Here is a 25,469-nt window from a genome sequence, read left to right as displayed (position 1 = left end):
CCTCTTTACTACATGGATCTGGAGCAACATCTCAATGTCCCAATACGACTCTATCGAACAGAAGGCCAGCTATGGCATCGGCCGCAACATGGGTGATCAGCTGGCGCAGCAAGCTTTCGCCGGTCTGGATATCCCGGCCCTGCAACAAGGTCTGGCAGATGCCCTGAATGGTCTGGAGTTCGCGGTCAGCCGTGACGATATCAATGATGCCTTCCAGGTCATCACTGCGCGTATGCAAGAAGAGCAGGAAGCCGCCGCCAAGGCCGCCGCTGCTGACGGCGAAGCCTTCCTGGCTGATAACGCCAAGCGCGCTGAAGTGAAGGTGACCGACTCCGGTCTGCAGTACGAAGTGCTGGTAGAAGGCAACGGTGCCGTTCCGGTAGCCGGTCAGTCCGTGCGTGTGCACTACCACGGTACCTTCACCCACGGTGGCGTATTCGACAGCTCCGTCGCTCGCGGCCAGCCGGCTGAATTCCCGGTGACCGGCGTGATCGCTGGCTGGGTTGAAGCGCTGCAGCTGATGCCGGTTGGTTCCAAATGGAAGCTCTACATCCCCCACGATCTGGCCTACGGTGCCCGTGGCGCGGGCTCCATCCCGCCTTACTCTGCACTGGTATTTGAAGTCGAGCTGCTGGACATCCTGTGATCCTGCTGGCTTGATGCAAACGGCGACCCTCGGGTCGCCGTTTGTTTTTGGGCTATGTGATAGACAGCATTTGTCGCGACCAGCGGGCTGGAGAGCAGAAAAGGGCGGCACTTTTGCGCTTTTTACTGGTTTTTTCAGAAACGGGAACAGGCATACTGCGACTCATTAGAGAGGATAAGGAGAACCCGATGAGCAAGAAGATGAAGAAAGTAGCGGGGCTTGCTCTGTTGCTGCTGAGCATTCCGGCCAGTGCTGATGCCATGCGCTGCAAGAACGCCCTGATCACCGAGGGAGACACCACCGCCGAGATGCTGCTCAAGTGCGGTGAGCCGATGTTGCGTGAAGAGCTCAACCGCAACGAGGAGAACCAGTTTGGCAACATGGTGCAGGTCAAATATGGTGAACGCTGGACCTACAACTTCGGCAAGAACGAGTTCATGCGCTTTGTGACGGTGCGCAACGGCATCATTACCGATATCGAAAACGGCCCGCGCGGCCAGTAGCCGGCGGGCAAAGCATGGATGCACAACAGACAGTAGGGCAAGACCCTTTGACTCACATGTCCGGCAAGGGGTCGCGGTGACCAAGTTGTCTGACCGCCAGATTGATCTGGCGAGCCAGTCTTAGCCGCTGGCGGCAGGTCAGGCCATGGAGGCTGATCCTGCCCGCGTTGAATTCAAATGTCCCCAGCGACTCGATGGCAAAATAGCCTCGATGAAAGCTCTTGATGTAGCGAGCGATCTGCCGTGGGGATAACTGCTTGAATACCTTCATCACACGGTTCCCTGATTGCCTGGACAGGGCACACTATGGTGTCGGTCGATGACACTGATATGACGGTTTATAAAGATTTGCATGAATCCTTATTTTGCCAGTGAGCTCGGCAAATTGACGGCATCATCGAAAAAGTTGTGCCATGACAAACCACCGCACCGATATACTGCGGGCTTGAATGGAACAAATAAAAGGGCCTGTGCGTGGAATGGGTTGATGTGGTGGACGAGGATAACCGGGTGATTGGCGTGGCCGAGCGAGCCAAGGTGCGACGGGAGAATCTCTGCCATCGCGCCAGCTATATTCTGGTGCTCGACGACGCGGATCGGATCCTGGTGCAGCGACGCACCCTCAGCAAAGATTTCTGCCCCGGCATGCTGGATGCCTGCGCCGGTGGCGTGGTCACCACCGGTGAGGAGATGGAGCGCTCCGCCCGCCGCGAGCTGGCCGAAGAGCTGGGGATTATGGATGTTCCTCTGCAGGGCTTTGGCAGCTTTTATGCGGAAGGGGAGGGCTACCGGGTCTGGGGTGGCCTCTTCAGTTGCCGTTATCAGGGGCCGCTGCAGTTGCAGGCCGAAGAGGTGAGCGCGGTGCACTGGATGAGCCTGGCCGAGATCGCGGAGCGCGCCAGCGAATTTACCCCCGACTCCCTGCTCGCCATCGCCACCTGGCAGGCAAGGCGCTGACCAACTTCATATATTCTCTTCTCCAGAGACAAGACGGGCAGCCTGATGGCTGCCCGTCTGCCTTTGTGCATTTACTTGGTCTGCTACGCCAGCTTGAGGCGTCGGTTGGTGCGCCCGCAAGCGCTCGGCTTGGCGAGCCAGTTCCCTTGCCAGTCGGTGGCTAGCCGCAGCAGCGGATACTCCAGATCGAGTCGGGTCACCACCAGCTGGCCTGTTTCATCGCCACTCACGGGATTGCCGCTGGCGGGATCGATGATCTCGATGATGCAGCTCTCATTGACGATAAAGCCATGACCGGGCTGGCTCTCGTAGGCCACCACCCCCACATCCTGCCACACCAGACAGTTGAGGGCCGCAATGCCGTGAATGGCGCGCAGCGGTGCAGTTTCGGGATGGGTTGCTTCGCACAATAGGGCGCGGCGCAGCGAGTCGCTCGGGATCTCCGCCGCTTCGGCCGCTTCCAGCAGGTCGAGCAGGGTCACCAGCGGGCCGACATAGCCGGTGGGTTGATAGCGCAGCAGTGCCTCCAGCTGGCGCTGTGTATCGTGGGGGCCGCAGGGTACCACGGGAGCCCCCAGCTGGCGGGCGCCGTTATCGAAGATAAAGGCGGTGGGGCCAGCATGATAGTCGTGGCCGTTGAGCATCACTTCCCCCGCCTTGAAACCGGCGGCAAACAGTGCTCGAGCGGCCCCCCACCAGTCTGCTCCCGCATACTCGGGGATGGCCAGCTGGCCCGGACAGGAGAAGACCCGCAACGCCTGACTGGCGGGGCGGCCGGTGAGTCCGGCGAACGGAGGGTGAGCCTGCTGGGCGGCAAACAGCTCTTTGCTGTCGAGCAGTGGCAGGGTGGCCAGCTCTGCCAGACCCTCGAGGCGGCACTGGCGATAGACGCTGGAGTAACCGGCGCAATATTGACTGACATGGGTAAGCTGATGATTGAGCTGCTCCAGCTGCTGTTGTTCGCGCAAGGCGGGGGGGCGAATTTCCAGTCCATCGTAATAGTGCTGCATGAGGCCTCCTTGGTCGGCTGATCCTGCTCAAGGTTAGTTCAAATGATCCAGGCAAAGGGAGGTCTGTGTCACAGCTCGGCAGTGGGGTAGACTGGGGCCTCCTCCCTCCACTTAAGGACGAGCACAATGATTGCGATGGGTCAGACTCTGCCTTCGGGCGAATTTACCTTTATCACCGCCGAGGGCAAGCAGCTGCGGGATAGCCAGACGCTGTTCGCCGGTAAAAAAGTAGTGCTGTTTGCCGTGCCCGGTGCTTTTACTCCCACCTGCTCCAATGCCCACCTGCCCGGTTATGTGGTGCTGGCCGATCAGTTTATGGCCAAAGGGGTGGATGCCATCTGCTGTCTGTCGGTCAACGATGCTTTCGTGATGCGGGCCTGGCAGACGGCCCAGAATGCCGAGGCGATCACCATGCTGGCGGATGGCGACGGCAGCTGGACCCGGGCGTTGGGTCTGGCCAAGGATACCGGCGCCTTTGGAGGTATCCGCGCCCAGCGCTTTGCGTTGATCGCCAACGATGGCGTGGTCGAGCAGCTGTTTGTGGAGGCGCCTGGCAAGTTTGAGGTCTCCGATGCCGCGAGTCTGCTGGCTGTGCTGTGAAATGTTAATCGCAGTTTGATTTTCCCTTGAAATGGGAGGCTGGCTCGTTACACTGGCGCCACTTTTGAATTGGGTCAGGAGCTTGTCCTGACTCTGTTGCTTACTGGCGATGGGATGGAGATGTTATGACCCTGGCTGTTGTTGCCCTGATTGCCGGACTGGCGCTGCTGGTCTGGAGTGCTGACAAGTTTGTGGATGGTGCTGCGGCGACCGCCCGTTATGCGGGGATGCCACCGCTGCTGATCGGCATGGTGATCATCGGTTTTGGTACATCGGCCCCTGAGATGGTGGTCTCGGCGCTGGCGGCGTCACAGGGCAATCCCGGGTTGGCGCTTGGTAATGCCTATGGCTCCAACATCACCAATATCGCGCTGATCCTGGGTCTGACGGCACTGATCAGCCCTATCGCGGTGGCCTCTCAGGTGGTGCGCAAGGAGATCCCCATTCTGCTCGGTATTACCCTGCTCTCAGGTGCCCTGCTGATCGATGGTCATCTGGGCCGGATGGATGCGGTCATTCTGGGGGCCGTCTTCGTTGCCCTGATGGGCTGGTCTATCTGGGCTGGCATGAATGGCAAGGGAGATGCGCTGGATACCGAGACCGCCGAGGATATCGAGAGTGAGGGGATGTCCCTCAAGAGCGCCGTTTTCTGGCTGGTGGTCGGGCTGGTGCTGCTGATCGGCGCTTCCCGCCTGTTGGTCTGGGGGGCGGTGACCATCGCTCAGGCACTTGGTATCAGCGATCTGGTGATTGGTCTCACCATAGTCGCGATAGGAACCTCCCTGCCGGAGCTGGCTTCGTCTCTCATCGCCATTCGCAAGAACGAGCATGATCTGGCCCTTGGCAACGTGCTGGGCTCCAACCTGTTCAACACCCTGGCGGTGGTGGGGATCGCGGCGGGTATTCATCCGTTGGATGTGGCGCCGGAAGTGCTCTCCCGCGACTGGAGCATCATGATGGGGTTGACCCTGCTGCTGCTGGTGATGTGTCTGGGCCGCAAGGGGCAGGGCCGTATCAACCGGTTGGAGGGGGGCGTGCTGCTCACCTGCTTCGTCGCCTACACCGGCTGGCTGCTGACCAGTCAGTTCGTCTAGCCAGATCTGGCAAGATAAAACGAAAGAGGGGAAGCCTGGCTTCCCCTCTTTGCATTCGGGTGTCGGTCTTAAGCGACGGCCACCAGTTTCTGCCCCTTCTGACTGCTGTCCAGAATCAGGATGCTGGCCTTGGGGAAGAAGTTGAAGGTGGAGGCGGAGGCCCAGGTGTAGGCGCCCATCACCTTGCCAACCACCAACTCGCCGATAGCCAGATCCGGCAACATGATGCCATCGCGGATCACGTCCACGCTGTCGCAGGTGGGGCCTGAGAGTACCGAGTTATGCAGCTCGCCACTGGCATAAGGCGTGCTCACCGGATAGGTGACGTGGTCATAGAGCTGGCCGTTGTAGCTGCCGTAGAGGCCATCATCCAGGTAGTACCAGATCTTGTCGCCACGGTGGGCCTTGCCCATCACGCTGGATACCGAAGTCATGGCCGGCGCACTGATAAAGCGGCCCGGTTCGGCAATCTTCTGCACTGTAGCGGGCAGCTTGGCCAGCGCTTCGCGGATCGGGGCGCAGAAGCCGTCGATATCGAACTCGCCCCCCTCATAATCGACCGGGAAACCGCCGCCGATATCCAGCACCCAGGGCTTGAGCCCGAGCGCCCAGGCTTGCTCCATGATCTCGCGGCAGGCGTCGATGGCCTGCACATGGCGACGGGCATGAGGCACTTGCGAGCCGACGTGGAACGACAGCCCCATCACCTTGATCCCCTTGGCGTGGGCCAGTTGCAGCAGCGGCAGCGCCTGCTCCGGAGTGCAGCCGAACTTCTTGGAGAGATCGACCTTGGTCTCGGGGTTCGGGAAGCTGACCCGCAGCAGCAGTTTCACTTCGTCCTTGTAGGGAATGAACTTCTCCAGCTCCAGCGGGTTGTCGTAGACAAACACAGTGCAGCCGAACTCCAGCGCATAACGGATATCGCTGTCGCGCTTGATGGGATGGGTATGAATGCAACGTCCCGGGCGAACCCCCTGACTGCGCACCAGATCCACTTCGCCATTGGTGGCCAGATCGAAACAGGCCCCCTCTTCCTTCAAGACAGAGACCACCGCCTCATGGGGCAGGGGTTTGAGTGCATAGTGCAATCGTACATCGGGCAGGGCGGCGGCCAGGGCCCGATACTGTTTGCGGACGGCTGCCTTGTCGAGCAGCAGCAGGGGGGAGCCGAATTGTTCAACCAGCTGACGGTAATCTTGTGCGACCACATCTTTTGCAACCAGGGTCTCGTTCATTCTCTTTTGGTCATCCTTAGGGGGCGTGATATGCCCAAGCCATATGCGATTGAACCGGCGACGGCCGGGTCAGGCGAGCGGTCCGGTGGGACCAACCGAACACAGTGCATAAATTGATAACAAAGTGCTTGGTTATGCAGCGGATTATCGGCTTATTGATTCTGTGTGCAAGCATTTTGATTGGATATGTCGGCAAGATTTTCTTGGCGAAACGAGAGGGATCACTGTTCTCTATCCGCCATTTTTCCCGTTTGGGCCACATTTGATCCGTGAAAGCCTAACTTGTTGATAGTTAACTAACATTTAACATTCTTGCTGCGATTCTGGTGGTCACTAAAAAAATATAAATGGGGGCGGCCAAGTGCGAGACAGCTCACATTTTTTGGATTAACATGCCGACTTCCTAATCCAAACTAGTTCGGATGAAGGTAGCAGGAGAGCGATGGGCAACCATCCACCGAAGAAGTGAATCTTTCAGGTACCGGGCAACCGGTGTGGACTGCTACTGGACGATACTCTGGAGAGACCCGTTAAATCGGGCGCCGAAGGAGCAAGGCACCATGACTACCCGCAAGGGCAGGCTGGCGCCGGAAACTCTCAGGCAAAAGGACAGAGGGGATGGGATGGTTGTACCTGAGCTTGAAACTGTTCACGGTCTGTAACGAGAGGTCGTCAGCAAGGTAAAGAGCAGCGCAGGAACCGGAGTGTATGTGAATACATGAGGCTTTCGAGCAGCGCATGAGCCTTGATCACAACCTCGCAGCAAGAGTGTGAACACGTTTTTGGCCCGCATCCGATCGCCTCTGGTTGATCGCGACACCTATGGGAAGATCATCCTTCTCCTCCTTAATTTATGTTTCTTAAGGAGGATGCATGTCATCAATTCAATCGGCGTTAACCGCCATCGATAGTTTTATCTGGGGGCCGCCCCTGCTGATCCTGCTGGTCGGGACCGGTATCTATCTCACCCTGCGTCTGGGTCTGCTTCAGGTCGTGCGCTTGCCGCTCGCTCTGCGGCTGGTCTTTGGCCGCGATCAGGGGCAGGGCAAGCAGGGGGATGTCTCCAGCTTCGGCGCCCTCTGTACCGCCCTCTCTGCCACCATTGGCACCGGTAACATCGTCGGGGTGGCTACCGCCATCAAGCTCGGCGGCCCCGGTGCCCTGTTCTGGATGTGGATGGCGGCGCTGTTCGGCATGGCCACCAAGTACGCCGAGTGTCTGCTGGCGGTGAAATATCGTGAGCAGGATGCCAACGGCCAGATGGCGGGTGGTCCCATGTATTATCTGGAGAAGGGACTCGGTTCCAAGTCGCTCGCCAAGCTGTTTGCCCTGTTCGGCATCGGCGTGGCTTTCTTCGGGATCGGTACCTTCCCGCAGGTCAATGCTATCTCCGATGCCATGAGCCTCTCCTTCTCGGTGCCCCGTGAAGCGACCGCCGTGGTGCTGACCCTGATCGTGGCGCTGGTGACCCTGGGGGGGATCAAGTCCATCTCCAGCGTGTCGAGCAAGGTGGTGCCCTTCATGGCTATCTTCTACATCGTCGCCTGTCTGGGCGTGCTGGTGAACAACGCCAGCGCCCTGCCCGATGCCGTCATGCTGGTTATCGAGAGTGCCTTCACCGGCCATGCGGCGACCGGCGGCTTCGTCGGTGCCAGCATCATGCTGGCAATCCAGTCCGGGGTGGCGCGCGGGGTCTTCTCCAACGAGTCAGGTCTGGGCTCTGCACCCATCGCGGCGGCGGCGGCCAAGACTGACTCTTGCGTGGAGCAGGGGCTGGTCTCCATGACAGGTACCTTCATCGACACCATCATCATCTGCACCATGACCGGCCTGACCCTGGTGGTCACCGGCGTGTGGAGTGGCGATGCAAGCGGCGCTGCCATGACCAGTCTGGCCTTTGCCCAGGGGCTTGATGCCCATGTTGGCCAGTATCTGGTGAGCATTGGCCTGCTGTTCTTCGCCTTTACCACCATCCTTGGCTGGAACTACTACGGCGAGCGCTGCACCGAGTACCTGTTCGGGGTGAAGGCAATCAAGCCCTATCGTCTGGTCTATCTGGCGCTGGTGGCGAGCGGTGCTTTCCTCCATCTGGATATGATTTGGCTGCTGGCCGATATCGTTAACGGCCTGATGGCGGTGCCCAACCTCATCGGCCTGATTGGTCTGCGCCATGTGGTGCTCGCCGAGACCCGCGCCTACTTTAGCCGGGATCTGGATAGCGAAGCCGAGCCGGAGCCGCAGACGGCCTGAACGCCTCGGCCCGTTTCACGTGTCTGTCTAGTCCTGAAATAGGTTTACACATTTTCAACTAGCATTTTTCTACTCAGAACCCTCTATGTACCGCATCGGGGGTTCTGTATTTCAACGCATGATGCGGCCGCTCCATGTTGTAAATATTCACAGCTTCACGCACCATTTCCCGCGCTTGCGTCAAATCCTACGGGCTTTGCAACAACAACTCTCCTTTCAAAATCCCGTTCACCCGCTCCGCCAACGCATTCTGATAACAGTCATACCCATCCGTCATCGAGCATTTCACCCCGTACCGTTCATGTAATGACTGATACAGCCCCGAGCAATACTGCACGCCGCGGTCTGAGTGATGGATTAGCTCCCCGCTGCCACACCGTTGCTTCAGCGCTTTCTTGAACGCCATCGCCACCGATTCGGCGTGCATCCCTTCGTGCACGTGATGGCCCACTATCTTACGTGAGTAGGCATCCGTCACCAGGCTCAGGTACAGCGGTCCGCTCCTGGCTGGCAGATAGGTGATATCAGCGACCCAGACCTGCTCCGGGGCCACCGGTGTGACCTGCCCTGGCCCCGCCTTGAGCAAGTTGGGATGACGGTAGAAACGGTGAAAACTGTGGGTGGTCTTGTGATACGCCCGCTTAGGTTGCACTAGCAGGCGGTGCTCGGCCAATATCCGAAACAGCCTGTCCCGCCCTACCTTGAGCCCGCCATCATCCTGACCCTGGAGCAGATAATGCAGCTTGCGAGTGCCCACCCGAGGTTGTCGCAGTCGAACCTGACGCACGAAGCGCACCACCTGCAGCCCTTGAGCATGGCGCTCGTCGGCGACTCGATTGCGCTTGTAGTAAGCCTGCCGGCTTATCCCCAGAAACAGGCAAGCCCTGACGATGGTCAGCTTCTCGACTTGCCGCTGCGAGAGGACTTGCCGGGTCGCTTTTTTACGATGGAGACGCCGTAGTCATTCTTCAGTACATCGACGACGGCCTCAAAGAACTGGGCCTTCTGACTCATCAGCGCCAGCTGTTGCTCAAGTTCCTTGATGCGCTGTTCGGGCGTCTGGTTGTCGGGGTCAGGCATGGTGATGCTCCTGCCGGCGCGCACAGAAGCCCCCTGGCTCCAATCTTGCCGACCATGTTTACGTAACCATACCAGAACTGTGGAGCGGCCCTGAATGCCATAACGCACCTGAGCCTGTTTGTAGGTGAGCTCGCCTTTTTCAATCTGCTCGACCAGTGCCAGTTTAAAAGTCAGCGAGTAATCGCGCTGTGTCCGTTTCACACCTTGTCCCATCGGGTTCTCCATTTATTGGGGGGGGAAAGGTGTAAACCATATTCAGGACGGGACAGTCCATTGAAAAGAACAAGCCACGACTCCGGTCGTGGCTTTTTTGTGCGCCGTGTCTCTGGATGGGGACTTTCCCTCTCCCTTCGGGATAAGGTCAGGACGAGGGGGATAGCCCCTCGCTCAGCAGGCTATCCAGACGTGCTTGCACTTTCTCTACCAGTGCCTGATCGCTACCGCGCCAGCCGATGCAGCTTGCCAGCGTGGTGGAGGTTCCCGCCATAAAACGCAGTTCCCCGCCCGCCAGCTCGTAGAAGCGGCTCGCCATTCTGGTTCCCTCATCCACATCACCCGCCACCAGCAGCATGGCTTGTGCCAGTACGGCGCCCTGGTGATCCTGCCCCGGCGCCAGCCAGCGCTGGGCAGTGCCGGTGATCTTGCGTCCCCCGATCACCAGATTGTACTGACCATCGCAAAAGGATCCGGGCACGAAGTCATAGCTTCCCTCAAGGCCGTACTCCGCCAACAGGGTAAGCAGTGGCGCGCCCAGCAGCCGGTAGTAGTGGGCGAGATCAGTGGTGGTGCGAGGCAGCAGTAAGGAGAGGTTGAGAATGCCCGCCCCGTGGGGCACGGCGGTGCCACCGCTGTCGCGCACATGTACCGGCCAGCCTTCATCTGCAAGTTGCTGGCAGGCGGTTTCGTAACGGGGGAGGCGGGTATCTTTGCGAGTGACAATCAGGCATTGGGGCGCCTGCCACAGGTGAGCGCGGGGCTGGCCGTCATGGGCACAGTCGCGCAGCCAGTGCTGCTCTTGCGCCAGTATCTGTGCGGGTGAATCGGTATCGGGGAGGGGGGAGAGCAAGCGATAGGGCATGGCGGCATCCTCAAAAAAGGCTGCCCAGCACACTACCCGTGGCGACTGGCAAGGTAAAGCCCCGCAGTGCGGGGCTGTTTGCTATAGGTAGGCGGTGTCTCAGGAGTGACGCGCTTCGCGCTTGGGCAGCAGCAGGTTCATCACGATGGCGGTGATGCCGCCGGTGGCGACGCCGTAGGAGAGCACGCTTCTGGCCAGTTCAGGCAGGTGTTGTAGCACTTCCGGCACCTGCGCTACCCCGAGGCCCATGGCCAGCGACACCGCCAGGATCATCAGGGCGCGGCGATCCAGCTCCTCGCGGGAGATGATGCGCACACCCGCGGCGGCAATGGTGCCGAACATGACGATGGTGGCGCCGCCCAGCACAGGTTCGGGGATCTGCTGTACCAGACTGGCGACAGCCGGGAACAGGCCGAGCAGGGCCAGCATGGCGGCGATAAAGAGGCCGACATGGCGGCTGGCGACACCGGTCAGCTGTATAACGCCGTTGTTCTGGGCGAAGGTGGACATGGGGAAGGTGGAGAAGAGCGCTGCCAGCATGGAGTTGGCGCCATCGGCCAGCACGCCGCCCTTGATCCGTTCCATATAGACAGGCCCTTCCAGCGGTTCGCCGGAGATGTCGGAGGTGGCGGTCATGTCACCGATGGCCTCAAGCGCCGTCACCACGAAGATGATGGCGAGCGGTACGAACAGCTGCCAGTCAAAGCCGAGGCCGTAGTGGAGCGGAATGGGCACCATCACCAGCGGGCCATCGAAGGTGGGGGCGCTCACTTTGCCCAGCAGCAGTGCCACGGCATAACCCGCCAGCATGGCGATCATGATGGCGGATAGGCGCAACCAGGGGTTGCGGCTGCGCTGCAGCAACACGATAAGGCCGAGTACCAGCAGGGAGAGAAAGAGGTTGGTGTGGCTGGCGAAGCTGCCGTCCGCCAGCGCGCCGTAGCCGCCACCCATGCTGATGAGCCCCACCTTGATAAGGGTCAGGCCGATGAGCAGCACGACGATGCCGGTCACCAGCGGGGTGATGATCCGTTTCACCAGATGGAGGAAGCGGCTCATCACCACTATGGTGAGGGCGGCCGCCAGCATGGTGCCGAACAGGGTGCCCAGCAGATCGTCGGTGGGCATGGCCGCCTGCTTGAGGGCGAGACCGGAGGCGATGATGGGGCCGAGGAAGTTGAAGCTGGTGCCCTGTACCGAGAGCAGACCGGAACCGATGGGGCCGAAGCGGCGGGTCTGGATGAAGGAGGCGATGCCGGACATGACCAGCGACATGGAGACGATATAGCGAGTGTCGGCGGCAGGGAGGCCGAGGGCATTGGCGATGATGAGAGGAGGAGTGATGATGGCGACAAACATGGCGAGCATATGCTGCAGGGCGGCGAACAGGGTCTGGGGCAGAGGCGGGACATCCTCTATGCCATAGACCAGTTCGCTATGGGCTCGCCTGGGGGGATGTGCCTCTCGATTGGCGCGTGTGACAGCAGCCTGTTCCATAAGTACCTCGAATTGTGTGGGGAGGGGGGAGAAAATTGGGCGCTATTGTAGTGATTGAAATGAGGCTGACCAGCGCTAATTATGCAAAAAAAGGTTTATTTTTTGATGGGTTGAAACGTTTGCGCGCTGCGATTATCATCTGTCGGTTTGTGTGATCGACCTCTCCGTTTTATTCCCCCCGCTAATGACATTTTTACCACTTTGTAGGTGTAGAATGAGCCACTCGACCTTGAAGTGGAGGCGATGGATGCTCAAGTTGTCAGAGTTCTGGAGTGCCAGGGCTCACTCCGAAGACTTTACCCGTACTCGTATGGGGTTTATGACGGTGCGTCTGCGCCTGCTCACCTGCCTGCTGATGATTGGTTTGCCCGCCTGGGCCGTGGTGGATTGGCTGACTTTGCCCGCCGTTCATTTCGAGCAGCTGTTTCAGGCCAGGATCTTCTGCACCCTGGCGCTCTCGCCACTTATTCCGCTCTCGTACCTCATCCACTTCAAGCGGGAACGGATGAAGCTGGCCCTTGGCTACCTGATGGCCGTGATGATGCTCTTCTCCCTCTTCTGCCTGAACAGCTTTGGCGCCGGACAGGAGTTGCAGGCGGGTTATGCGGCCTTTCCCTATCTGCTGATCACCCTGTTTGCCATCTTCCCCATCCCCCTCTCCCTCGGCTTGCAACTGGCTGGTGTGGTACTGGTGACCATGCTGCTGGGCCACTGGCTGCTGGTGGGCCAGAGCATCTGGAGTCAGGCCACCCTGAATCAGGTGTGGGTGCTCGGCATGTTTACCATGGCCAGCTGCTGGGTGCAGTGTGGTCAGCTCAATATGCTGCTGCGGCTCTATCGGGAGTCCACCACCGACGAGCTGACCGGCATGATGAACCGCCGCCTGCTGATGAAGCAGCTGGAACAGGCGAGAGTCCGACTGCAGACCAAGAAGAAGCCCTTTGCGGTAATGCTGCTGGATCTCGATCGCTTCAAGCGGATCAACGATATCTACGGTCATCTGGCAGGGGATGCGGTGCTCAAGGAGGTGGCCACCACGCTGGGCGAGCAGCTGGAACCTGATATGGTGCTGGGGCGCTACGGCGGCGAGGAGTTTGCCATCTTGATGCACAACCACGCCGATCCGGTACAGGCGACCAGAATGGCCGAGCGGCTGCGTATTGCAGTCGAGGCGCGGCTGGTAAAGAGCCCCACCTCGGACGAGTTGCTGGAGGTGACGGTGAGTATAGGGATTGCCATGGCTCGTGCCGACGATACCATCGATATTCTGATCAACCGCGCCGACGAGTGTCTCTATCAGGCCAAGATGGCGGGGCGCAACTGCGTGGTGGTCGAGGGGCAGAACAGTGGAAAAACAGATGCCGCCTGAGGGCGGCATCTTGTTGGCAAGGTGCTGACGAAATCAGCTCAGCTTGTATTTGCCGGAGAGTTGCTGGGCCAGCAGCTTGAACATGTTGAACACTGCCATGGTCTTGCCGGTCGGGGTGCCATCTTCGGCGAGGAAGAACTCCCCCTTGAACACCAGAATATCCCCCTTCTGCTCCACCGAGTCGGCGCGCATGCCGTGGATGAAATCTTCGTGTTCCTTGATGATCTTGTTGGCCATCTCAAGCAGGGCCGTCTCGGTGATCAGCTCTTTCTGTGGTTGCATGCTCGTCTCCTTAAACGACTACTGGACAGGGAAACCGTGGATCCCTGTCTCTGATTGAAGAGGCGCCCAGCATACTGCAAACAGGGTTTTTCTGTCATTGATATGACCCCGATTTGTGGCTGTTTATCCGATCACCAGATTCTTCAACCAGCAGCGCTGGCGAATACGGCGCTGCACCAGCAGCACCTTGCTGAGCTCCTCCAGCAAGACCACCGCCACCACCCAGGATAGGGGCCAGCCGAGCAGCGTGACCGCCACCCAGGCGAGCGGGATGCCGATGCACCACATGCCGACAATATCGATGAAGATGCTGTAGTTCACATCGCCGCCTGAGCGCAGCACCCCGATGATCCCCACCATGTTGAACACCTTGAGCAGCATCCCGAGACACATGATGCCGAGCACCTGACCCGCCTCCGTCATCAGCCCAAGGGGCAGGTTGCCGACCCACTGCAGAAGGTTGGCTTGCAGCAGCCAGACGATGATCCCGACCAGTAGCGCGCCAATCGGTGCCAGCAGCAGGAACAGCTGGGAGTGCTGCCAGGCGACCTCGTACTCCTCGGCCCCGAGCCGGTGACCGAGCAGGGTGGAGCAGGCCACCGCCAGTCCGAAGAAGAGGGAGATAAGGATGCTCTCCAGGGTGCCGAGTGTGGTCATGATGGCCAGCGAATCGGTGCCAAGATGGGCATAGAGAAAGCCGTAAATCAGCATGCCGAAGGCCCAGAGGCCGTCGTGGAACAGCAGCGGCAGGGCGATCAGGGTAAAGCGCACCACCTCCTTGCGCTTGAAGGCGGCCAGCCAGTCTGGTGTGCGCGGGATCAGGCGCGCTTCATAACGCTTTACGTAGAGCAGCAGCAGGGCTGTCTGCAGCAGCCGGGAAATGGTGGTGCCCCAGGCCGAGCCGGCTACCCCCATTGCCTCGAAGCCGAAGTGACCGAAGATGAGGGCGTAGTTGAGGATGACGTTGGCGATGATGGCGATAATGCCTATCCGGGTCGGCGCGGCGGCATTGCCGACCGAGCGCAGGGCTGATTCCAGCGGCACTACGATGGCGGTACAGAGGATGGTGGCGCCGGTGATCATCAAGAATTGATCCGCCAGTGCCCGCAGTGCCGGATCCTGACTGGCAAAGCCGAGCACACTGCCCGGAGAGAGCACGTAGACGAAGGCAAACGGCAGGCTCACCAGCAAGGCGCCCACCAGTGCCAGTGCCAGGGAACGGCGCACCCCGGCCATCTCCCCGTGCCCGAAGTATTGTGCTGCCAATACCGAGACCCCGCCCGCGAGGCCCGCTATCACCAGCAGATTGAAGAAGAAGACCCGGTTACCCAAGCCGACCGCCGCCACAGCTGTGGTTCCAAGCTGGCTCACCATCATGATATCGATGAGGCCGAGCAGGGAGAACATCATGGATTGCAGCGAGACGGGCAGGGCCAGTCGCCACAATCGGGTCATGAACTCGCGATCGGTGGTTTGTTTTAAAATCGCTTGCCAATAATTCATAGTTGTTAACCGGGTATGAGAAAAGCAAGGTTTGTCAGGGGTATGATAGGGGCTGATGAGGCTCTTCTCACTGTGAGTAGCTCTCGGTTTTCTTGTGTAAAACTATCCTGTTGAGGTGTTATGCCATTTGCCAGCGAGTGTCTGGAGATAGCGCCAGCCTGTGAAGAGCAGATGTTGGGACGTGAAGGGCTGCCGCTGCTCGGCGAGGCAGGGATCTTCCTGACCGGCCTCTCCCGGGTTCGGGATCACTACCTGATCCGCCGCAATCGCCCCGAGTTTCACATCCTGATGGTGAGTCACGATGAGGGGGGCGCGCTGCTCACCGACGAGGGGGAGCAAGCCATTCCGGCCGGGTCGCTGATTTTCCTGCCCGCCGCCGTGCCTGGCGGTCTCAAGCTGATTGGCGAAAGCTGGCAGATCAGCTGGATTTTGCTCGATGACGTGCCGCGCTGGCAGCACCTGCATCGCCTTGGTCATCGTATCTGGCAAGGGGATGGCGGCGATCAGCTCTACCATCTGCTCAGCCTGATGCAGGGGGAAGGGGTTCGCTCCCCGCTGCAACCCCAACTGCTCAGCCTGTTGCTGGCGCTGCTTGAGCGCACCCTGCAAGGGGAGGTACGCGGCACCCCTGAACTCAGATTGCAGGCACTGTTTCGCCGGGTGGAGGCGCGCCTGGACGAACCCTGGAGTGTCGCCCTGCTGGCCCGACAGATGGCTTGCTCTGTACCCCATCTGCACCGGCTTTGTCAGCAAGCGTTCGGTATGGGGCCGATGGCGAGGGTGACCGAGCTCAGAATGAACAAGGCGCGCCAGCTGCTGCTCTATACCAACTGGCCACTTGGCGAGCTGGCGGCCCGGGTCGGTTATAGCGATGGGGCCAACTTTGCCAACCGCTTTCGTCGTCTGACTGGTCAGACCCCCGGCGCCTTTCGTCGACTGGGTCGCAAACCTTTTGCAACGGATGTGCAAACTCTTTGAAATTAATGAGACAAGCCCCTAGGATCGGCGGGTCCCTGCGTCTAGCTAACCGTTTAGGTACCAAGATCCATGTTTGAAGATAATAACCAGAAACGTCCTCTCTACATTCCCTACGCCGGTCCCGCCCTGCTGGAGACCCCCTTGCTCAACAAGGGCAGCGCCTTCACCAGCGAAGAGCGCAGCAACTTCAACCTCGAAGGTCTGTTGCCCCAGAATATCGAGACCATCGAAGAGCAGGCCGAGCGCGCCTATCGCCAGTTTATGGCGTTTGGCAACGACATGGATAAGCACATCTATCTGCGCAACATCCAGGATACCAACGAGACGCTCTTCTACCGTCTGCTGCACAACCACCTGACCGAGATGCTGCCCATCATCTACACCCCGACGGTGGGCAAGGCGTGCGAGGAGTTTTCCAACATCTATCGCCGCGCCCGTGGCCTGTTTATCTCCTATCCGGACAAGGACAGGATCGATGACATGCTGCAAAACGCCACCAAGCAGAACGTCAAGGTGATCGTGGTGACCGATGGCGAGCGGATCCTGGGTCTGGGTGATCAGGGGATCGGCGGCATGGGCATTCCCATCGGCAAGCTGTCGCTTTACACCGCCTGTGGCGGCATCTCGCCTGCCTACTGCCTGCCGGTGGTGCTGGATGTGGGCACCAACAACCAGCAACTGCTCAATGACCCCTTCTATATGGGGTGGCGCAATCCGCGTATCTCGGGGGATGAGTACGCCGAGTTTGTCGATGCCTTCATTCAGGCGGTCAAGCGCCGCTGGCCCGATATTCTGCTGCAGTTCGAGGATTTCGCCCAGAACAACGCCATGCCGCTGCTCAACCGCTACAAGAACGAGCTCTGCTGCTTCAACGACGATATTCAGGGTACCGCGGCTGTGACGCTGGGCAGCCTGATCGCCGCCTGCAAGGCCTCCGGTGCCAAGCTCTCCGAGAAGCGGGTTGCCTTCCTCGGTGCGGGCAGCGCTGGTTGCGGCATCGCCGAGCAGATCGTGGCGCAGATGAAGGCCGAAGGGCTGACCGATGCGCAGGCCCGCAGCCGGGTCTTTATGGTGGACCGCTTTGGTCTTATCACCGACAAGATCCCCAACCAGCTCGACTTCCAGCGCCGTCTCTCCCAGCCGGTGGAGCGGATCAAAGACTGGCCAGTGGGGGACAATATCTCCCTGCTGGAGGTGATGGAGCACGGTCGCCCGGACATCCTGATCGGGGTATCCGGCCAGCCTGGGCTGTTTACCGAAGAGGTGGTCAAGACCATGCACAAGCACTGTGCCCGTCCCATCATCTTCCCGCTCTCCAACCCCACCTCCCGGGTCGAGGCGACGCCGGCAGACCTCATCCGCTGGACCGACGGTCAGGCGCTGGTGGCAACCGGCAGTCCGTTTGCACCGGTGGAGTACAAGGGCAAGCGCTACGTCATCGCCCAGTGTAACAACTCCTTCATCTTCCCGGGGATCGGCCTTGGCGTCATCGCCTCCGGCGCCACCCGGGTGACTGACGCCATGTTGATGTCGGCCAGCCGCGCGCTGGCGGAGTGCTCGCCGCTGGTGAAAGGGGAGGAGGGCTCCCTGCTGCCGGACCTGGCGGATATCCATCAGGTCTCCCGCTACATCGCCAAGATGGTGGCCAAGACCGCCATGCTGCAGGGCAAGGCGGTGCAGACCCCGGACGAGGTGATCGATCAGGCCATCGAAGCCAACTTCTGGCATCCGGAGTATCGCCGCTACCGCCGCACCTCCTTCTGATTGGGGAGAAGGGAATGCCACGGCAAAGCAAAAGGGATGCGAAAGCATCCCTTTTTACTGCACGTCTGACATGGTTATCGCCTCAAGATCAACTACTCGCTGGCGCCCTGTACGCCGGTGACGCGCACCTCGACCCGGCGATCCGGCCCAAGGCAGTCTATGAGGGCGGTTCTGGCTTTGATGTCGTCACACTGGTTGCCGGTGACCGGATTGCTCTCGCCATTGCCCTGAATGCTTACCTTGTCGGCAGGCAGCCCTTTGTTGATCAGAAAGTCGGCAACGGTTTGGGCCCGAGCTTCTGACAACCTCTGATTGCTGGCATCCGAGCCGATATGGTCGGTATATCCCATCACGACCGCACTGCCATCCTTGGGTTGTACATCGACGATCTGCTGGTAGAGAGCGTCCAGCGCGCTCATCCCCTCCGGTTTTAGGTCCGCTTTGCCAAAGGCGAACAACACATCGGAACTGAGGTTGAAGGTCTGATCTACCACCTCCGGTTCGGCCGGTGGCGGGGGGACCACGACCGGTGCGGGCGTGGGAGCCGGCTCTGTCGGCTGGCTGCGATTGGGATGGATCACTACTTCCAGGGTTGCTGTGCTGATGTCGCTGACCCAACGCTGGGTGCCGCTGTTTGCCTTGTCATTGTCAGGATCATCGCCGACCCTGACCAGATAACGATACCTGGCCTGGAGATCGACCCAGTCATGGAGCCGGGCCGTCACTCCCAGACCTGCCAACGGTGCCAGGTTGTCGTCCCCGCCATTGATCGATTCAACGTGATAGATATAGCCACCACCCTCGGCAAACACCGAGAACATCTCGCTGAGCGGCAAACGACCAATCACAGACAGGGTAGCTCCCTTGCTGTTGAACTCATGACCGCTGATATCCCAGTCACCTGTGGAGAGGTAACCAATTTCGGCGCCCAGGTTCTCCGTGAAGTTGTAGCCGCCAAACAGGGAGAGCGCAGTCGCATCCTTGCTGACATCCTGGCTGAAATCATTCAGATCGTGGGCTATCGCCCAGCCACCGCCTATCCCGGCATACCAGTCATGGACCGGTACCGCTTGTGCGCCTGTGCTCGCCAATGCCAGTGCAATCCACACAGGTTTTAATCTTATGTTCATCGCGTATCCTCGTCGATGTGTGGTTTAGTGGGGCTGCTTGTTGGTCAAACCCCACACTTATGTATAGGTGACAGGTTGTATTTAACCACTCAAGAGGTGTGGATTGCGGCCATAAGTGAACCTATGTCACTGAAACCATGCGGGAAGAGGAAAGATAGCCTGAGGTGGGCGGCATGGAAGACAATAAAAAGGAGGCCATATGGCCTCCTGCTTATCCAGGTGATCAGGATTATTGTGTGACTTGTTGCACACCGGTGACGCGCACTTCAACGCGGCGATCCGGCGCCAGGCAGGAGATCAGCTGAGCCTTGCCCTTGACGCTGTTGCACTGGGTGCCTGTGACCGGATTGGCTTCACCGCGGCCTTCGATGGCAACTTTGCCAGCCGGCAGGCCCTTGCCAACCAGGAAGTCGGCTACGGTACGGGCGCGTGCTTCGGAGAGTTTCTGGTTGTAGGCGTCAGTGCCGATACGGTCGGTGTAACCGACGACCACGGCACTGCCATCTTTTGGCTGTACGTCGACGATCTGCTGATACAGGGTGTTGAGCGCTGCGACACCTTCTGGCTTGAGGGTGGATTTGCCAAAGGCAAACAGCACGTCAGAGCTCAGGGCGAAGTTCTTGTCAACCACCACAGGCTCTGGGGTTGGCTCGGGTGCTGGTGCCGGAGCGGGGGCCACGTAAGTGGTGCGGTTCGGGTGCATCACCAGCTCCAGGGTTGCGACGCTCATGTCGCTCTCCCAGGTCTTCTGCTCGTCACCCAGACTCCACATGTAGCGGTAGCGGGCTTGCACATCGATAAGGTCGGAGAGCTTGGCTGTCACCCCCAGACCGGCCAGTGGCGCAGTGCCGTTGTCGCTGTTGCCATTGCCGTTGACGTGATTGAAGTAGGCACCGCCTTCAGCAAACACCGAGAAGATGTCGCCCAGCGGCAGGCGGGCGATACCGGACAGGGTGGCCCCCTGGGTTTTGAAATCGGCACCGTCAACGCCCGCTTTACCGGCGTAGAGGTAGCCCAGTTCAGCTGCGTAGTAGTCGTTGAAGTTGTAACCGCCGAACAGGCTCAGCGCAGTGGCGTCTTTGTCAGTGTCTTTGCCAAAATCATCCAGACCGTGGGCATATGCCCAGCCTGCACCAACACCGGTGTACCAGTCATCGGCAGCCTGAGCTGTGGTGCCTGCGGCGGCCAGCGCCAGTGCAATCAGGGTAGGAGCCATTTTGAGTTTCATCGGTTTATCCTCGTTGTGTTAGCCCATGTCGGGCAATGCACTTGTTTTTATTGCTGCGAAAAATCGCCAGCAAAGTGGATAGCGAAGGCTTTGGACTCTCATGATGCATTGGCGTCATGGACAACAGACCGGACAAGAAGCGCTTTTTAGTGCTTATCCAATACCTTACAGGCGCAACTACTTTATGCTTTCGGGGCGGGGCAGGCAAGGGTAGGGAGGCGGGAGTGAGGGATGATGCAAGCGAGAATGAGGCAAACAAAAAGGGATGCCGCAGCATCCCTTTCTTTTGCATTATCTGAACGAGGTCAGATTATTGCTGAACTTCTTGTACGCCAGATACGCGAACTTCTACGCGACGATCCGGAGCCAGGCAGGAGATCAGCTGAGCTTTAGCGGTGATACCGTTGCACTTGGTGCCGGTAACCGGGTTGGCTTCGCCACGACCTTCGATGGCAACCTTGCTGGCAGCCATACCTTTGCTCACCAGGAAGTTGGCAACGGTACGGGCACGGGCTTCAGACAGCTTCTGGTTGTACGCGTCGGAACCGATACGGTCGGTGTAACCAACAACAACAGCGTTGCCATCTTTCGGCTGGAACTCAACGATCTGCTGGTACAGCGCATTCAGGGCTGCAACGCCTTCCGGCTTCAGAGTCTCTTTGCCAAAGGCAAACAGCACGTCTGAGTTCAGTGCGAAGTTCTTCTCTACAACTTGCGGAGCAGGAGCCGGTGCTTCTTCAACAACCGGGGCAGCTACCGGAGCTACGTAGGAATTGCGGAACGGGTGGTATACCGCTTCCAGAGTAGCGATGCTCTGGTTGGCCTTGTAACGCTCACCGTTGGCGTGCAGGTCAGCCACGTCCCACATGTAGCGGTAACGAGCTTGCAGATCCAGCGCGTCATTTACCTTGTAGGTCACACCGGCGCCAGCCAGCGGGGAAACTTTAGTGTCGCTGGTGCCCAGGCCGTCGGTGTGACCCCAGTAGGCGCCGCCTTCAGCGAACAGGGAGAAGTCGTTGCCAACCGGCATACGGGCGATACCGGACAGGGTGGCACCCTGGCTCTCGTAACGGTTGCCGTCGGTGTTGCCACGACCGGTGTACTGGTAGCCCAGTTCGGTACCGAAGTTTTCGGTGAAGTTGTAACCCATGAAGGCGTTGGCGGCAGCCGCGTCTTCCTGGCCTACATTGGTGCTTTCCAGCTTGTTCAGGCCGTTGAAGTGAGTAGCACCGACACCGGCACCGAAGTAGATGTCGTCAGCGGCGTGAGCAGCGGTAGCACCCAGAGCAGCCATGGCGATGGCGATCATGGAAGGAGCCATTTTCATCATAAAAAAATCCTCGTTGAGATCGCACGTTATTCACGTGCTTCACACTTTGTAATTTATGTAAGCTGCAGGCTCCGCCGTACGGCTGGCGTCGAGTCTGGCAGATGACCCGGTATAACCGGGTTGCACACTCTCCTGGTGTGTCGAGTGCGCTGGCATGGCACGCAATGCGTGAGAAACCACTGCCAGGCAACTGATGTCATTCCGATGACGAGGCGCACTCTATGCCGATTTTAAAACATGATCAAGCTCACAAATGAGCCTTGTGGCAAATTGTGTCGTGACCTTAAATGGCTGTTTATCCAGATTAATTAGTGATCCAGATAGGCCCTGTGCAGTTTTTTTTCCAGTTTCATATAGGCCTGAACCCAGTCGGAGTGCGGGTTGGCAGGATTTACTCTGGCAGTGAACACCTCGAGGTAGTCTGCTTCCGTTGCACTTTTCAGCAGGGGAGTAAACGCCATCAGGTAGTGGCGGGCCAGATAGGGATCCAGGGGCCAGATGTTGAGGATGGCGCGAGCCACAGGCTGAACCGCAGCTGAACAGATGAAGTGGCGGTGTCCCGCCTCCAGCCAGTCGGCCATCTCGCACATGCCCGATTCGGGCACCAGACCACCATCACCCGGGGTAGTTGCCAGCGCAATAGACTGGCCATTTACCGTGGTGAGCTCTTCATTGTTATGCAGGGCACCATCGTGGCTGCGCAAGGGTAGGTTATGCGATTCCTGTTCAAGAAACAGGCTGCAGCTCTCCGGCAGGGCGGCCAACAGCTCGCTGGCGTGGCTGGACATCAAGGCCGGAAGCCAGAATGCTTCGGCGCGATATTGTTCACCTTGCAGGCGCTGTTGTGCCAGTTCTTCTGTGCTGGATACGGGGTGCAGGCGAGAGATAATGCCGGGAAACGCCATACTTATTCCTCTTAATGGGTATCCGGCGGATTATACGAGTTATTGGGGGGGCCACAATAAAGGTTTCTTTTCGAGACTGTTTACCTGAGGCGGCTGAGCGATTACCATCCCCCGTTGAAGATAAGGGTTGTCGCCGAAAGGCGCTCATAAAGATAGAGGCTCGACCATAACGAGTCCGTACAAAACTGATACACTTGACTACGAGTCGTCGCGAAAAATAAAGACGGATTTAATCCGTCAAACGGAGTATGGAACATTATGAATTCAAATATCGTCACTGTTGGCAAGAAGATCCGTCAGATCCGTGAAGCGGTCGGTTTGAGCCGTCCGAAGTTTGCTGATTTGCTCGGTGTTCCCCCCACAACCCTGAAAAACTACGAGCTGGGTTACCGTGAAGTTGGGGGCGCCTTCCTGGTTGCCCTGGCGCACCACCCGGATCTGCACAAGTTCACCCTCTGGCTGCTGGCAGACAAGAAAGTCGCCGAAATCGGCCAGATTGGCCCGGATGACCTCGCCAAGGCGTGATCATCGATGTGAATAGAAATGCCGCCTTCGGGCGGTATTTTTTTTTGGGTTGTCGATCGATATTTTGATCTAACACGCTTTGAATTACCCATGCAGGCCAACGAGAATAAGCGGCCCCGAAAAGTGGGCCCCCTGGTGGTATCTGGCCACCTGAACACTATTACATTCAGGATGATATGAGCAATCGGTATGGAGTATGGGTATGAGCAGTAATGAGTTGGATAAACGCTATGGCCTGATGACTGCCATTGCGATGGTGGTCGGCGTGGTGATCGGCTCCGGTGTCTTCTTCAAGGCCGATGATGTACTGCGTCTGACTGGCGGTAATCTGGCCATTGCGCTGCTGGCATGGGCGCTGGGGGCATTTTCGATGATCTTCGGCGCGCTGGTGTTTGCCGAGTTTGCCCAGCGGATCGAAAAGTCCAACGGTATCGTCGATTATGCCGAAGCGGCATACGGCAAAATGTTTGGTTATCTGGTGGGGTGGTTCAAAGGCGTACTCTATTACGCCCCTCTTTCCGCCATCCTTGCCTGGGTCGCCGCTCTTTACACCATGATCTTGCTCGGTAGTGATAATCCGACCAACTCTGGTGCGACCTGGATACTGGCGGCTGTCTATATGACGGTCACCTATCTGATCAACTTTTATACCCCGGTCCTGGCGGGCAAGCTGCAAGTGGGTTCTACCCTGATCAAGTTGATCCCGCTAATCCTGGTTGCCATTGTGGGCACCATTTCAGGCTTGCTCAATGGTGTCACCGTGACCAACTTTGTGCAGGCAATGGATGGGATAGGAAGCACCGGAGGCACGCTGGCCACGGCCGTGGTTGCCACCGCCTTCGCTTATGAGGGGTGGATTGCCGCTGTGACCATCAACAGCGAAATTCGCGATTCCAAGAAGAATCTGCCCAGAGCGCTGGTGATTGGCACCCTGATAGTCTTTGTGGTCTATGTCACCTATTTTCTGGGGATCGCCAGCGTCTTGCCGACGGACGAGATAGTGGTGCAAGGGGATAACGCGGTAAATCTCGCGACAACCAGCCTGTTTGGCGGGACTGCCTCGACCATTTTGACCGTGTTCGTGATTATCTCCTGCCTCGGCACCCTCAATGGTCTGGTGTTGGCGACCATGCGCATTCCCTACTCGCTGGCGATCCGCAATCAGGGGCCAGCCCCCAAGTGGATGAGCCGTATCGAACCGCATCACCACATGCCAATCAACTCGGCCCTCGCGGCAGCGTTGTTGTCGGTGATCTACTCAGTGCTGTGGTACTGCAGCATCAACGAGACATTCGGTCGTTACATCGCCCTGGACGAGATGCCGATCGTGCTGATTTATGGCCTCTATCTGTTCCTCTATGTCTGGTACATGCGCACCTTTACCGAGTTGGGCCGGATAAAGCGGTTTGTGATCCCGACCTGCGCCACTTTGGGGGCACTCATCATTCTGTATGGCGGTATCACCAATCCCAGTCTGGGACTCTATCTGCTGGTCTCTGTGGGGGTGATTCTGCTCGGGTTGCTCTTCTACCGTAAGGAGTGACCGGGTAAGTGAGTTGAAAAAAAAGCGCCGAATGGCGCTTTTTTTCATTTGTAAACCGCAGCATGTCGACAACTAATTGCCCAGCAACCCGAGGCGGCCCAGTTCATCCTTGAGCTGATCGAGGTTGCGCTCGACACAGGCTTCCCCCTCGTTGATGGCATCGCTGGCGCGATGAAAATCCATGATGGAGAAGCTGCCAAGGCGCGGGCAGAGCTGGATCTCCGGTGGGTCACCGGCCATCCGGGCGCGGGTGATCCGCTCCTGCATGATGTTGATGGAGCCACTCATCACGCTCCACAGACCCGGGGTGGCTGGCGCGGATTCTCCGCGATTGAGCCACTGGCTGAGCAGACCGCCGCTGCCGGGTTGATCCGGCTCGTCGGTCCAGGGTTGGTGCATATCGGTGTTGAGGTTGACCGCAATCACCACCTCGGCCCCCATGGCGCGGGCCAGCGAGATGGGCACCGGATTGACCACGGCGCCATCGACCAGCCAGCGGTCGTTGATCCGGGTCGGGGTTAGGATCCCCGGCATACCGCAGGAGGCGCGCACCGACTGGCGCAGCGGGCCTTGTTGCAGCCAGATCTCGCGGCCGGTATCGAGCTCGGTGGCGATGCAGGCGAAGGGGATGGGCAGGCTCTCGAGATCGGGATCCCCCAGATGGCTGGCGGCAAGACCAAACACCTTTTCGCCGCGAAACAGACCGCCGGAGAGGGCCGGGTCGAGCAGGCTGACCACCTGCAGGCGGGTAAAGCCGCGCACCCAGGTTTCCAGCCGATCCAGTTCTCCGGCGGCATAGGCGGCACCGACAAAGCTGCCGATGGAGCAGCCAGCGATCAAATCCGGTTTGATGCCGAGACGTTCAAGGGCGCGGATGACGCCGATATGGGCCCATCCTCTGGCTGCGCCGCTCCCGAGAGCGAGCCCTACGCGGGGTTTACGTGGCACGACAGTCCTCCAAA

At 58.9% G+C, this 25,469-nt stretch carries 23 protein-coding genes, 1 pseudogene and 1 riboswitch; of the genes and pseudogenes, 11 read left to right on the top strand and 13 right to left on the bottom strand.

Annotated elements, in window-relative coordinates; all coding sequences use genetic code 11:
* Nucleotides 1-34 precede the first annotated feature (34 nt).
* Entirely contained in the window at nt 35-646 is a 612-nt protein-coding gene (locus tag I6L44_RS11010) for an FKBP-type peptidyl-prolyl cis-trans isomerase (RefSeq protein ID WP_005338405.1), read from the top strand.
* A gap of 188 nt (nt 647-834) precedes the next feature.
* Nucleotides 835-1,149: a DUF2845 domain-containing protein gene (locus tag I6L44_RS11005; RefSeq protein ID WP_005338404.1), complete on the top strand. Its 315-nt coding sequence runs from the start codon at nt 835-837 to the stop codon at nt 1,147-1,149.
* Between the two features lie 52 nt (nt 1,150-1,201).
* Here I6L44_RS11005 and I6L44_RS11000 read toward each other — a convergent pair whose 3' ends face one another.
* On the bottom strand, nt 1,202-1,420 hold the full coding sequence (locus tag I6L44_RS11000) for a DUF1107 family protein (protein WP_005338403.1): 219 nt from the start codon (nt 1,418-1,420) through the stop codon (nt 1,202-1,204).
* 203 nt (nt 1,421-1,623) lie between these two features.
* Here I6L44_RS11000 and yfcD point away from each other — a divergent pair, with 203 nt between their 5' ends.
* Nucleotides 1,624-2,106, top strand: coding sequence for an NUDIX hydrolase YfcD (yfcD, locus tag I6L44_RS10995; RefSeq protein ID WP_047435956.1), 483 nt, complete (start codon nt 1,624-1,626; stop codon nt 2,104-2,106).
* A gap of 83 nt (nt 2,107-2,189) precedes the next feature.
* Here yfcD and I6L44_RS10990 read toward each other — a convergent pair whose 3' ends face one another.
* Nucleotides 2,190-3,116 carry a phenylacetate--CoA ligase family protein gene (locus tag I6L44_RS10990; RefSeq protein ID WP_216951831.1) on the bottom strand — a complete coding sequence of 309 codons (927 nt, stop codon included), beginning with the start codon at nt 3,114-3,116 and terminating at the stop codon, nt 2,190-2,192.
* Nucleotides 3,117-3,242: 126 nt separating this feature from the next.
* Here I6L44_RS10990 and I6L44_RS10985 point away from each other — a divergent pair, with 126 nt between their 5' ends.
* Both I6L44_RS10985 and I6L44_RS10980 read left to right on the top strand, forming a co-directional pair.
* Nucleotides 3,243-3,716, top strand: a complete 474-nt coding sequence (locus I6L44_RS10985) for a peroxiredoxin (protein ID WP_100646526.1) — start codon at nt 3,243-3,245, stop codon at nt 3,714-3,716.
* A gap of 125 nt (nt 3,717-3,841) precedes the next feature.
* A complete protein-coding gene (locus tag I6L44_RS10980; RefSeq protein WP_216951830.1) occupies nt 3,842-4,810 on the top strand; it encodes a calcium/sodium antiporter in 969 nt (322 codons plus the stop codon).
* Nucleotides 4,811-4,878: 68 nt separating this feature from the next.
* On the opposite strand, the gene I6L44_RS10975 is transcribed toward I6L44_RS10980, so the two are convergent.
* Nucleotides 4,879-6,045 (bottom strand): type III PLP-dependent enzyme, encoded by a 1,167-nt coding sequence (locus I6L44_RS10975; RefSeq protein ID WP_058059164.1) that lies wholly within the window; start codon nt 6,043-6,045, stop codon nt 4,879-4,881.
* Between the two features lie 507 nt (nt 6,046-6,552).
* A riboswitch (glycine riboswitch) is annotated at nt 6,553-6,668 on the top strand.
* A 250-nt stretch (nt 6,669-6,918) separates the two neighbouring features.
* Here I6L44_RS10975 and I6L44_RS10970 point away from each other — a divergent pair.
* Nucleotides 6,919-8,295: a sodium:alanine symporter family protein gene (locus tag I6L44_RS10970; RefSeq protein ID WP_216951829.1), complete on the top strand. Its 1,377-nt coding sequence runs from the start codon at nt 6,919-6,921 to the stop codon at nt 8,293-8,295.
* A gap of 73 nt (nt 8,296-8,368) precedes the next feature.
* On the opposite strand, the pseudogene I6L44_RS10965 reads toward I6L44_RS10970, so the two are convergent.
* The 3 genes and pseudogenes from I6L44_RS10965 to I6L44_RS10955 all read right to left on the bottom strand — a co-directional run bounded on the left by I6L44_RS10965 (nt 8,369) and on the right by I6L44_RS10955 (nt 11,950).
* Nucleotides 8,369-9,588 (bottom strand): annotated as a pseudogene (locus I6L44_RS10965) (IS3 family transposase).
* A 148-nt stretch (nt 9,589-9,736) separates the two neighbouring features.
* Entirely contained in the window at nt 9,737-10,453 is a 717-nt protein-coding gene (locus tag I6L44_RS10960) for a protein ligase (RefSeq protein ID WP_216951828.1), read from the bottom strand.
* Nucleotides 10,454-10,552: 99 nt separating this feature from the next.
* Complete coding sequence (locus I6L44_RS10955; protein WP_158112920.1) at nt 10,553-11,950, bottom strand: nucleobase:cation symporter-2 family protein; 1,398 nt, start codon at nt 11,948-11,950, stop codon at nt 10,553-10,555.
* A 247-nt stretch (nt 11,951-12,197) separates the two neighbouring features.
* On the opposite strand from I6L44_RS10955, the gene I6L44_RS10950 reads away from it, so the two are divergent.
* Entirely contained in the window at nt 12,198-13,319 is a 1,122-nt protein-coding gene (locus tag I6L44_RS10950; RefSeq protein ID WP_100654269.1) for a GGDEF domain-containing protein, read from the top strand.
* Nucleotides 13,320-13,352: 33 nt separating this feature from the next.
* Here the strand turns inward: I6L44_RS10950 and I6L44_RS10945 are convergent, their stop codons facing one another.
* Together I6L44_RS10945 and I6L44_RS10940 are read right to left on the bottom strand one after the other, a co-directional pair.
* Nucleotides 13,353-13,601: a YciN family protein gene (locus I6L44_RS10945; protein WP_033115738.1), complete on the bottom strand. Its 249-nt coding sequence runs from the start codon at nt 13,599-13,601 to the stop codon at nt 13,353-13,355.
* A gap of 123 nt (nt 13,602-13,724) precedes the next feature.
* Complete coding sequence (locus tag I6L44_RS10940) at nt 13,725-15,104, bottom strand: MATE family efflux transporter (RefSeq protein ID WP_216951827.1); 1,380 nt, start codon at nt 15,102-15,104, stop codon at nt 13,725-13,727.
* A 120-nt stretch (nt 15,105-15,224) separates the two neighbouring features.
* On the opposite strand from I6L44_RS10940, the gene I6L44_RS10935 reads away from it, so the two are divergent.
* Together I6L44_RS10935 and I6L44_RS10930 are read left to right on the top strand one after the other, a co-directional pair.
* Nucleotides 15,225-16,082 (top strand): AraC family transcriptional regulator, encoded by an 858-nt coding sequence (locus I6L44_RS10935; protein ID WP_040066718.1) that lies wholly within the window; start codon nt 15,225-15,227, stop codon nt 16,080-16,082.
* A 69-nt stretch (nt 16,083-16,151) separates the two neighbouring features.
* Complete coding sequence (locus I6L44_RS10930) at nt 16,152-17,846, top strand: NAD-dependent malic enzyme (RefSeq protein WP_216951826.1); 1,695 nt, start codon at nt 16,152-16,154, stop codon at nt 17,844-17,846.
* 92 nt (nt 17,847-17,938) lie between these two features.
* Here the strand turns inward: I6L44_RS10930 and I6L44_RS10925 are convergent, their stop codons facing one another.
* From I6L44_RS10925 to I6L44_RS10910, 4 genes are all read right to left on the bottom strand, one after another.
* Nucleotides 17,939-18,976 (bottom strand): OmpA family protein, encoded by a 1,038-nt coding sequence (locus I6L44_RS10925; protein WP_216951825.1) that lies wholly within the window; start codon nt 18,974-18,976, stop codon nt 17,939-17,941.
* A gap of 229 nt (nt 18,977-19,205) precedes the next feature.
* On the bottom strand, nt 19,206-20,204 hold the full coding sequence (gene ompA, locus I6L44_RS10920) for a porin OmpA (RefSeq protein ID WP_216951824.1): 999 nt from the start codon (nt 20,202-20,204) through the stop codon (nt 19,206-19,208).
* Between the two features lie 310 nt (nt 20,205-20,514).
* A complete protein-coding gene (gene ompA / locus I6L44_RS10915) occupies nt 20,515-21,534 on the bottom strand; it encodes a porin OmpA (protein WP_216951823.1) in 1,020 nt (339 codons plus the stop codon).
* A 308-nt stretch (nt 21,535-21,842) separates the two neighbouring features.
* The gene (locus I6L44_RS10910; protein ID WP_216951822.1) at nt 21,843-22,439 is read right to left on the bottom strand and encodes a hypothetical protein; all 597 of its coding nucleotides are present in this window, start codon (nt 22,437-22,439) and stop codon (nt 21,843-21,845) included.
* Between the two features lie 258 nt (nt 22,440-22,697).
* Here I6L44_RS10910 and I6L44_RS10905 point away from each other — a divergent pair, with 258 nt between their 5' ends.
* On the top strand, nt 22,698-22,964 hold the full coding sequence (locus I6L44_RS10905; RefSeq protein WP_005338367.1) for a DNA-binding transcriptional regulator: 267 nt from the start codon (nt 22,698-22,700) through the stop codon (nt 22,962-22,964).
* Nucleotides 22,965-23,166: 202 nt separating this feature from the next.
* The gene (locus I6L44_RS10900; protein ID WP_216951821.1) at nt 23,167-24,507 is read left to right on the top strand and encodes an APC family permease; all 1,341 of its coding nucleotides are present in this window, start codon (nt 23,167-23,169) and stop codon (nt 24,505-24,507) included.
* Between the two features lie 72 nt (nt 24,508-24,579).
* Here the strand turns inward: I6L44_RS10900 and I6L44_RS10895 are convergent, their stop codons facing one another.
* Nucleotides 24,580-25,455 carry a patatin-like phospholipase family protein gene (locus I6L44_RS10895; RefSeq protein ID WP_139459998.1) on the bottom strand — a complete coding sequence of 292 codons (876 nt, stop codon included), beginning with the start codon at nt 25,453-25,455 and terminating at the stop codon, nt 24,580-24,582.
* Between the last annotated feature and the right edge of the window lie 14 nt (nt 25,456-25,469).

The sequence above is a fragment of the Aeromonas sp. FDAARGOS 1414 genome, from assembly GCF_019047065.1.
In the GTDB taxonomy this organism is placed as follows: domain Bacteria; phylum Pseudomonadota; class Gammaproteobacteria; order Enterobacterales; family Aeromonadaceae; genus Aeromonas; species Aeromonas veronii_A.
The sequence above is the reverse complement of the archived record's forward strand: the minus strand, read 5'-3'. Positions and strand labels throughout refer to the sequence as shown.

Coding starts and splice junctions, on each gene's coding strand:
- I6L44_RS10970 (WP_216951829.1), top strand. CDS start 6,919: ATGTCATCAATTCAATCGGCGTTAACCGCCATCGATAGTTTTATCTGG.
- I6L44_RS10900 (WP_216951821.1), top strand. CDS start 23,167: ATGAGCAGTAATGAGTTGGATAAACGCTATGGCCTGATGACTGCCATT.
- I6L44_RS11005 (WP_005338404.1), top strand. CDS start 835: ATGAGCAAGAAGATGAAGAAAGTAGCGGGGCTTGCTCTGTTGCTGCTG.
- I6L44_RS10985 (WP_100646526.1), top strand. CDS start 3,243: ATGATTGCGATGGGTCAGACTCTGCCTTCGGGCGAATTTACCTTTATC.
- I6L44_RS10925 (WP_216951825.1), bottom strand. CDS start 18,976: ATGAACATAAGATTAAAACCTGTGTGGATTGCACTGGCATTGGCGAGC.
- I6L44_RS10950 (WP_100654269.1), top strand. CDS start 12,198: ATGCTCAAGTTGTCAGAGTTCTGGAGTGCCAGGGCTCACTCCGAAGAC.
- I6L44_RS10990 (WP_216951831.1), bottom strand. CDS start 3,116: ATGCAGCACTATTACGATGGACTGGAAATTCGCCCCCCCGCCTTGCGC.
- I6L44_RS10930 (WP_216951826.1), top strand. CDS start 16,152: ATGTTTGAAGATAATAACCAGAAACGTCCTCTCTACATTCCCTACGCC.
- I6L44_RS10945 (WP_033115738.1), bottom strand. CDS start 13,601: ATGCAACCACAGAAAGAGCTGATCACCGAGACGGCCCTGCTTGAGATG.
- I6L44_RS10905 (WP_005338367.1), top strand. CDS start 22,698: ATGAATTCAAATATCGTCACTGTTGGCAAGAAGATCCGTCAGATCCGT.
- I6L44_RS10980 (WP_216951830.1), top strand. CDS start 3,842: ATGACCCTGGCTGTTGTTGCCCTGATTGCCGGACTGGCGCTGCTGGTC.
- ompA (WP_216951824.1), bottom strand. CDS start 20,204: ATGAAACTCAAAATGGCTCCTACCCTGATTGCACTGGCGCTGGCCGCC.
- I6L44_RS10910 (WP_216951822.1), bottom strand. CDS start 22,439: ATGGCGTTTCCCGGCATTATCTCTCGCCTGCACCCCGTATCCAGCACA.
- I6L44_RS10960 (WP_216951828.1), bottom strand. CDS start 10,453: ATGCCCTATCGCTTGCTCTCCCCCCTCCCCGATACCGATTCACCCGCA.
- I6L44_RS11000 (WP_005338403.1), bottom strand. CDS start 1,420: ATGAAGGTATTCAAGCAGTTATCCCCACGGCAGATCGCTCGCTACATC.
- ompA (WP_216951823.1), bottom strand. CDS start 21,534: ATGATGAAAATGGCTCCTTCCATGATCGCCATCGCCATGGCTGCTCTG.
- I6L44_RS11010 (WP_005338405.1), top strand. CDS start 35: ATGTCCCAATACGACTCTATCGAACAGAAGGCCAGCTATGGCATCGGC.
- I6L44_RS10955 (WP_158112920.1), bottom strand. CDS start 11,950: ATGGAACAGGCTGCTGTCACACGCGCCAATCGAGAGGCACATCCCCCC.
- I6L44_RS10935 (WP_040066718.1), top strand. CDS start 15,225: ATGCCATTTGCCAGCGAGTGTCTGGAGATAGCGCCAGCCTGTGAAGAG.
- I6L44_RS10940 (WP_216951827.1), bottom strand. CDS start 15,104: ATGAATTATTGGCAAGCGATTTTAAAACAAACCACCGATCGCGAGTTC.
- I6L44_RS10975 (WP_058059164.1), bottom strand. CDS start 6,045: ATGAACGAGACCCTGGTTGCAAAAGATGTGGTCGCACAAGATTACCGT.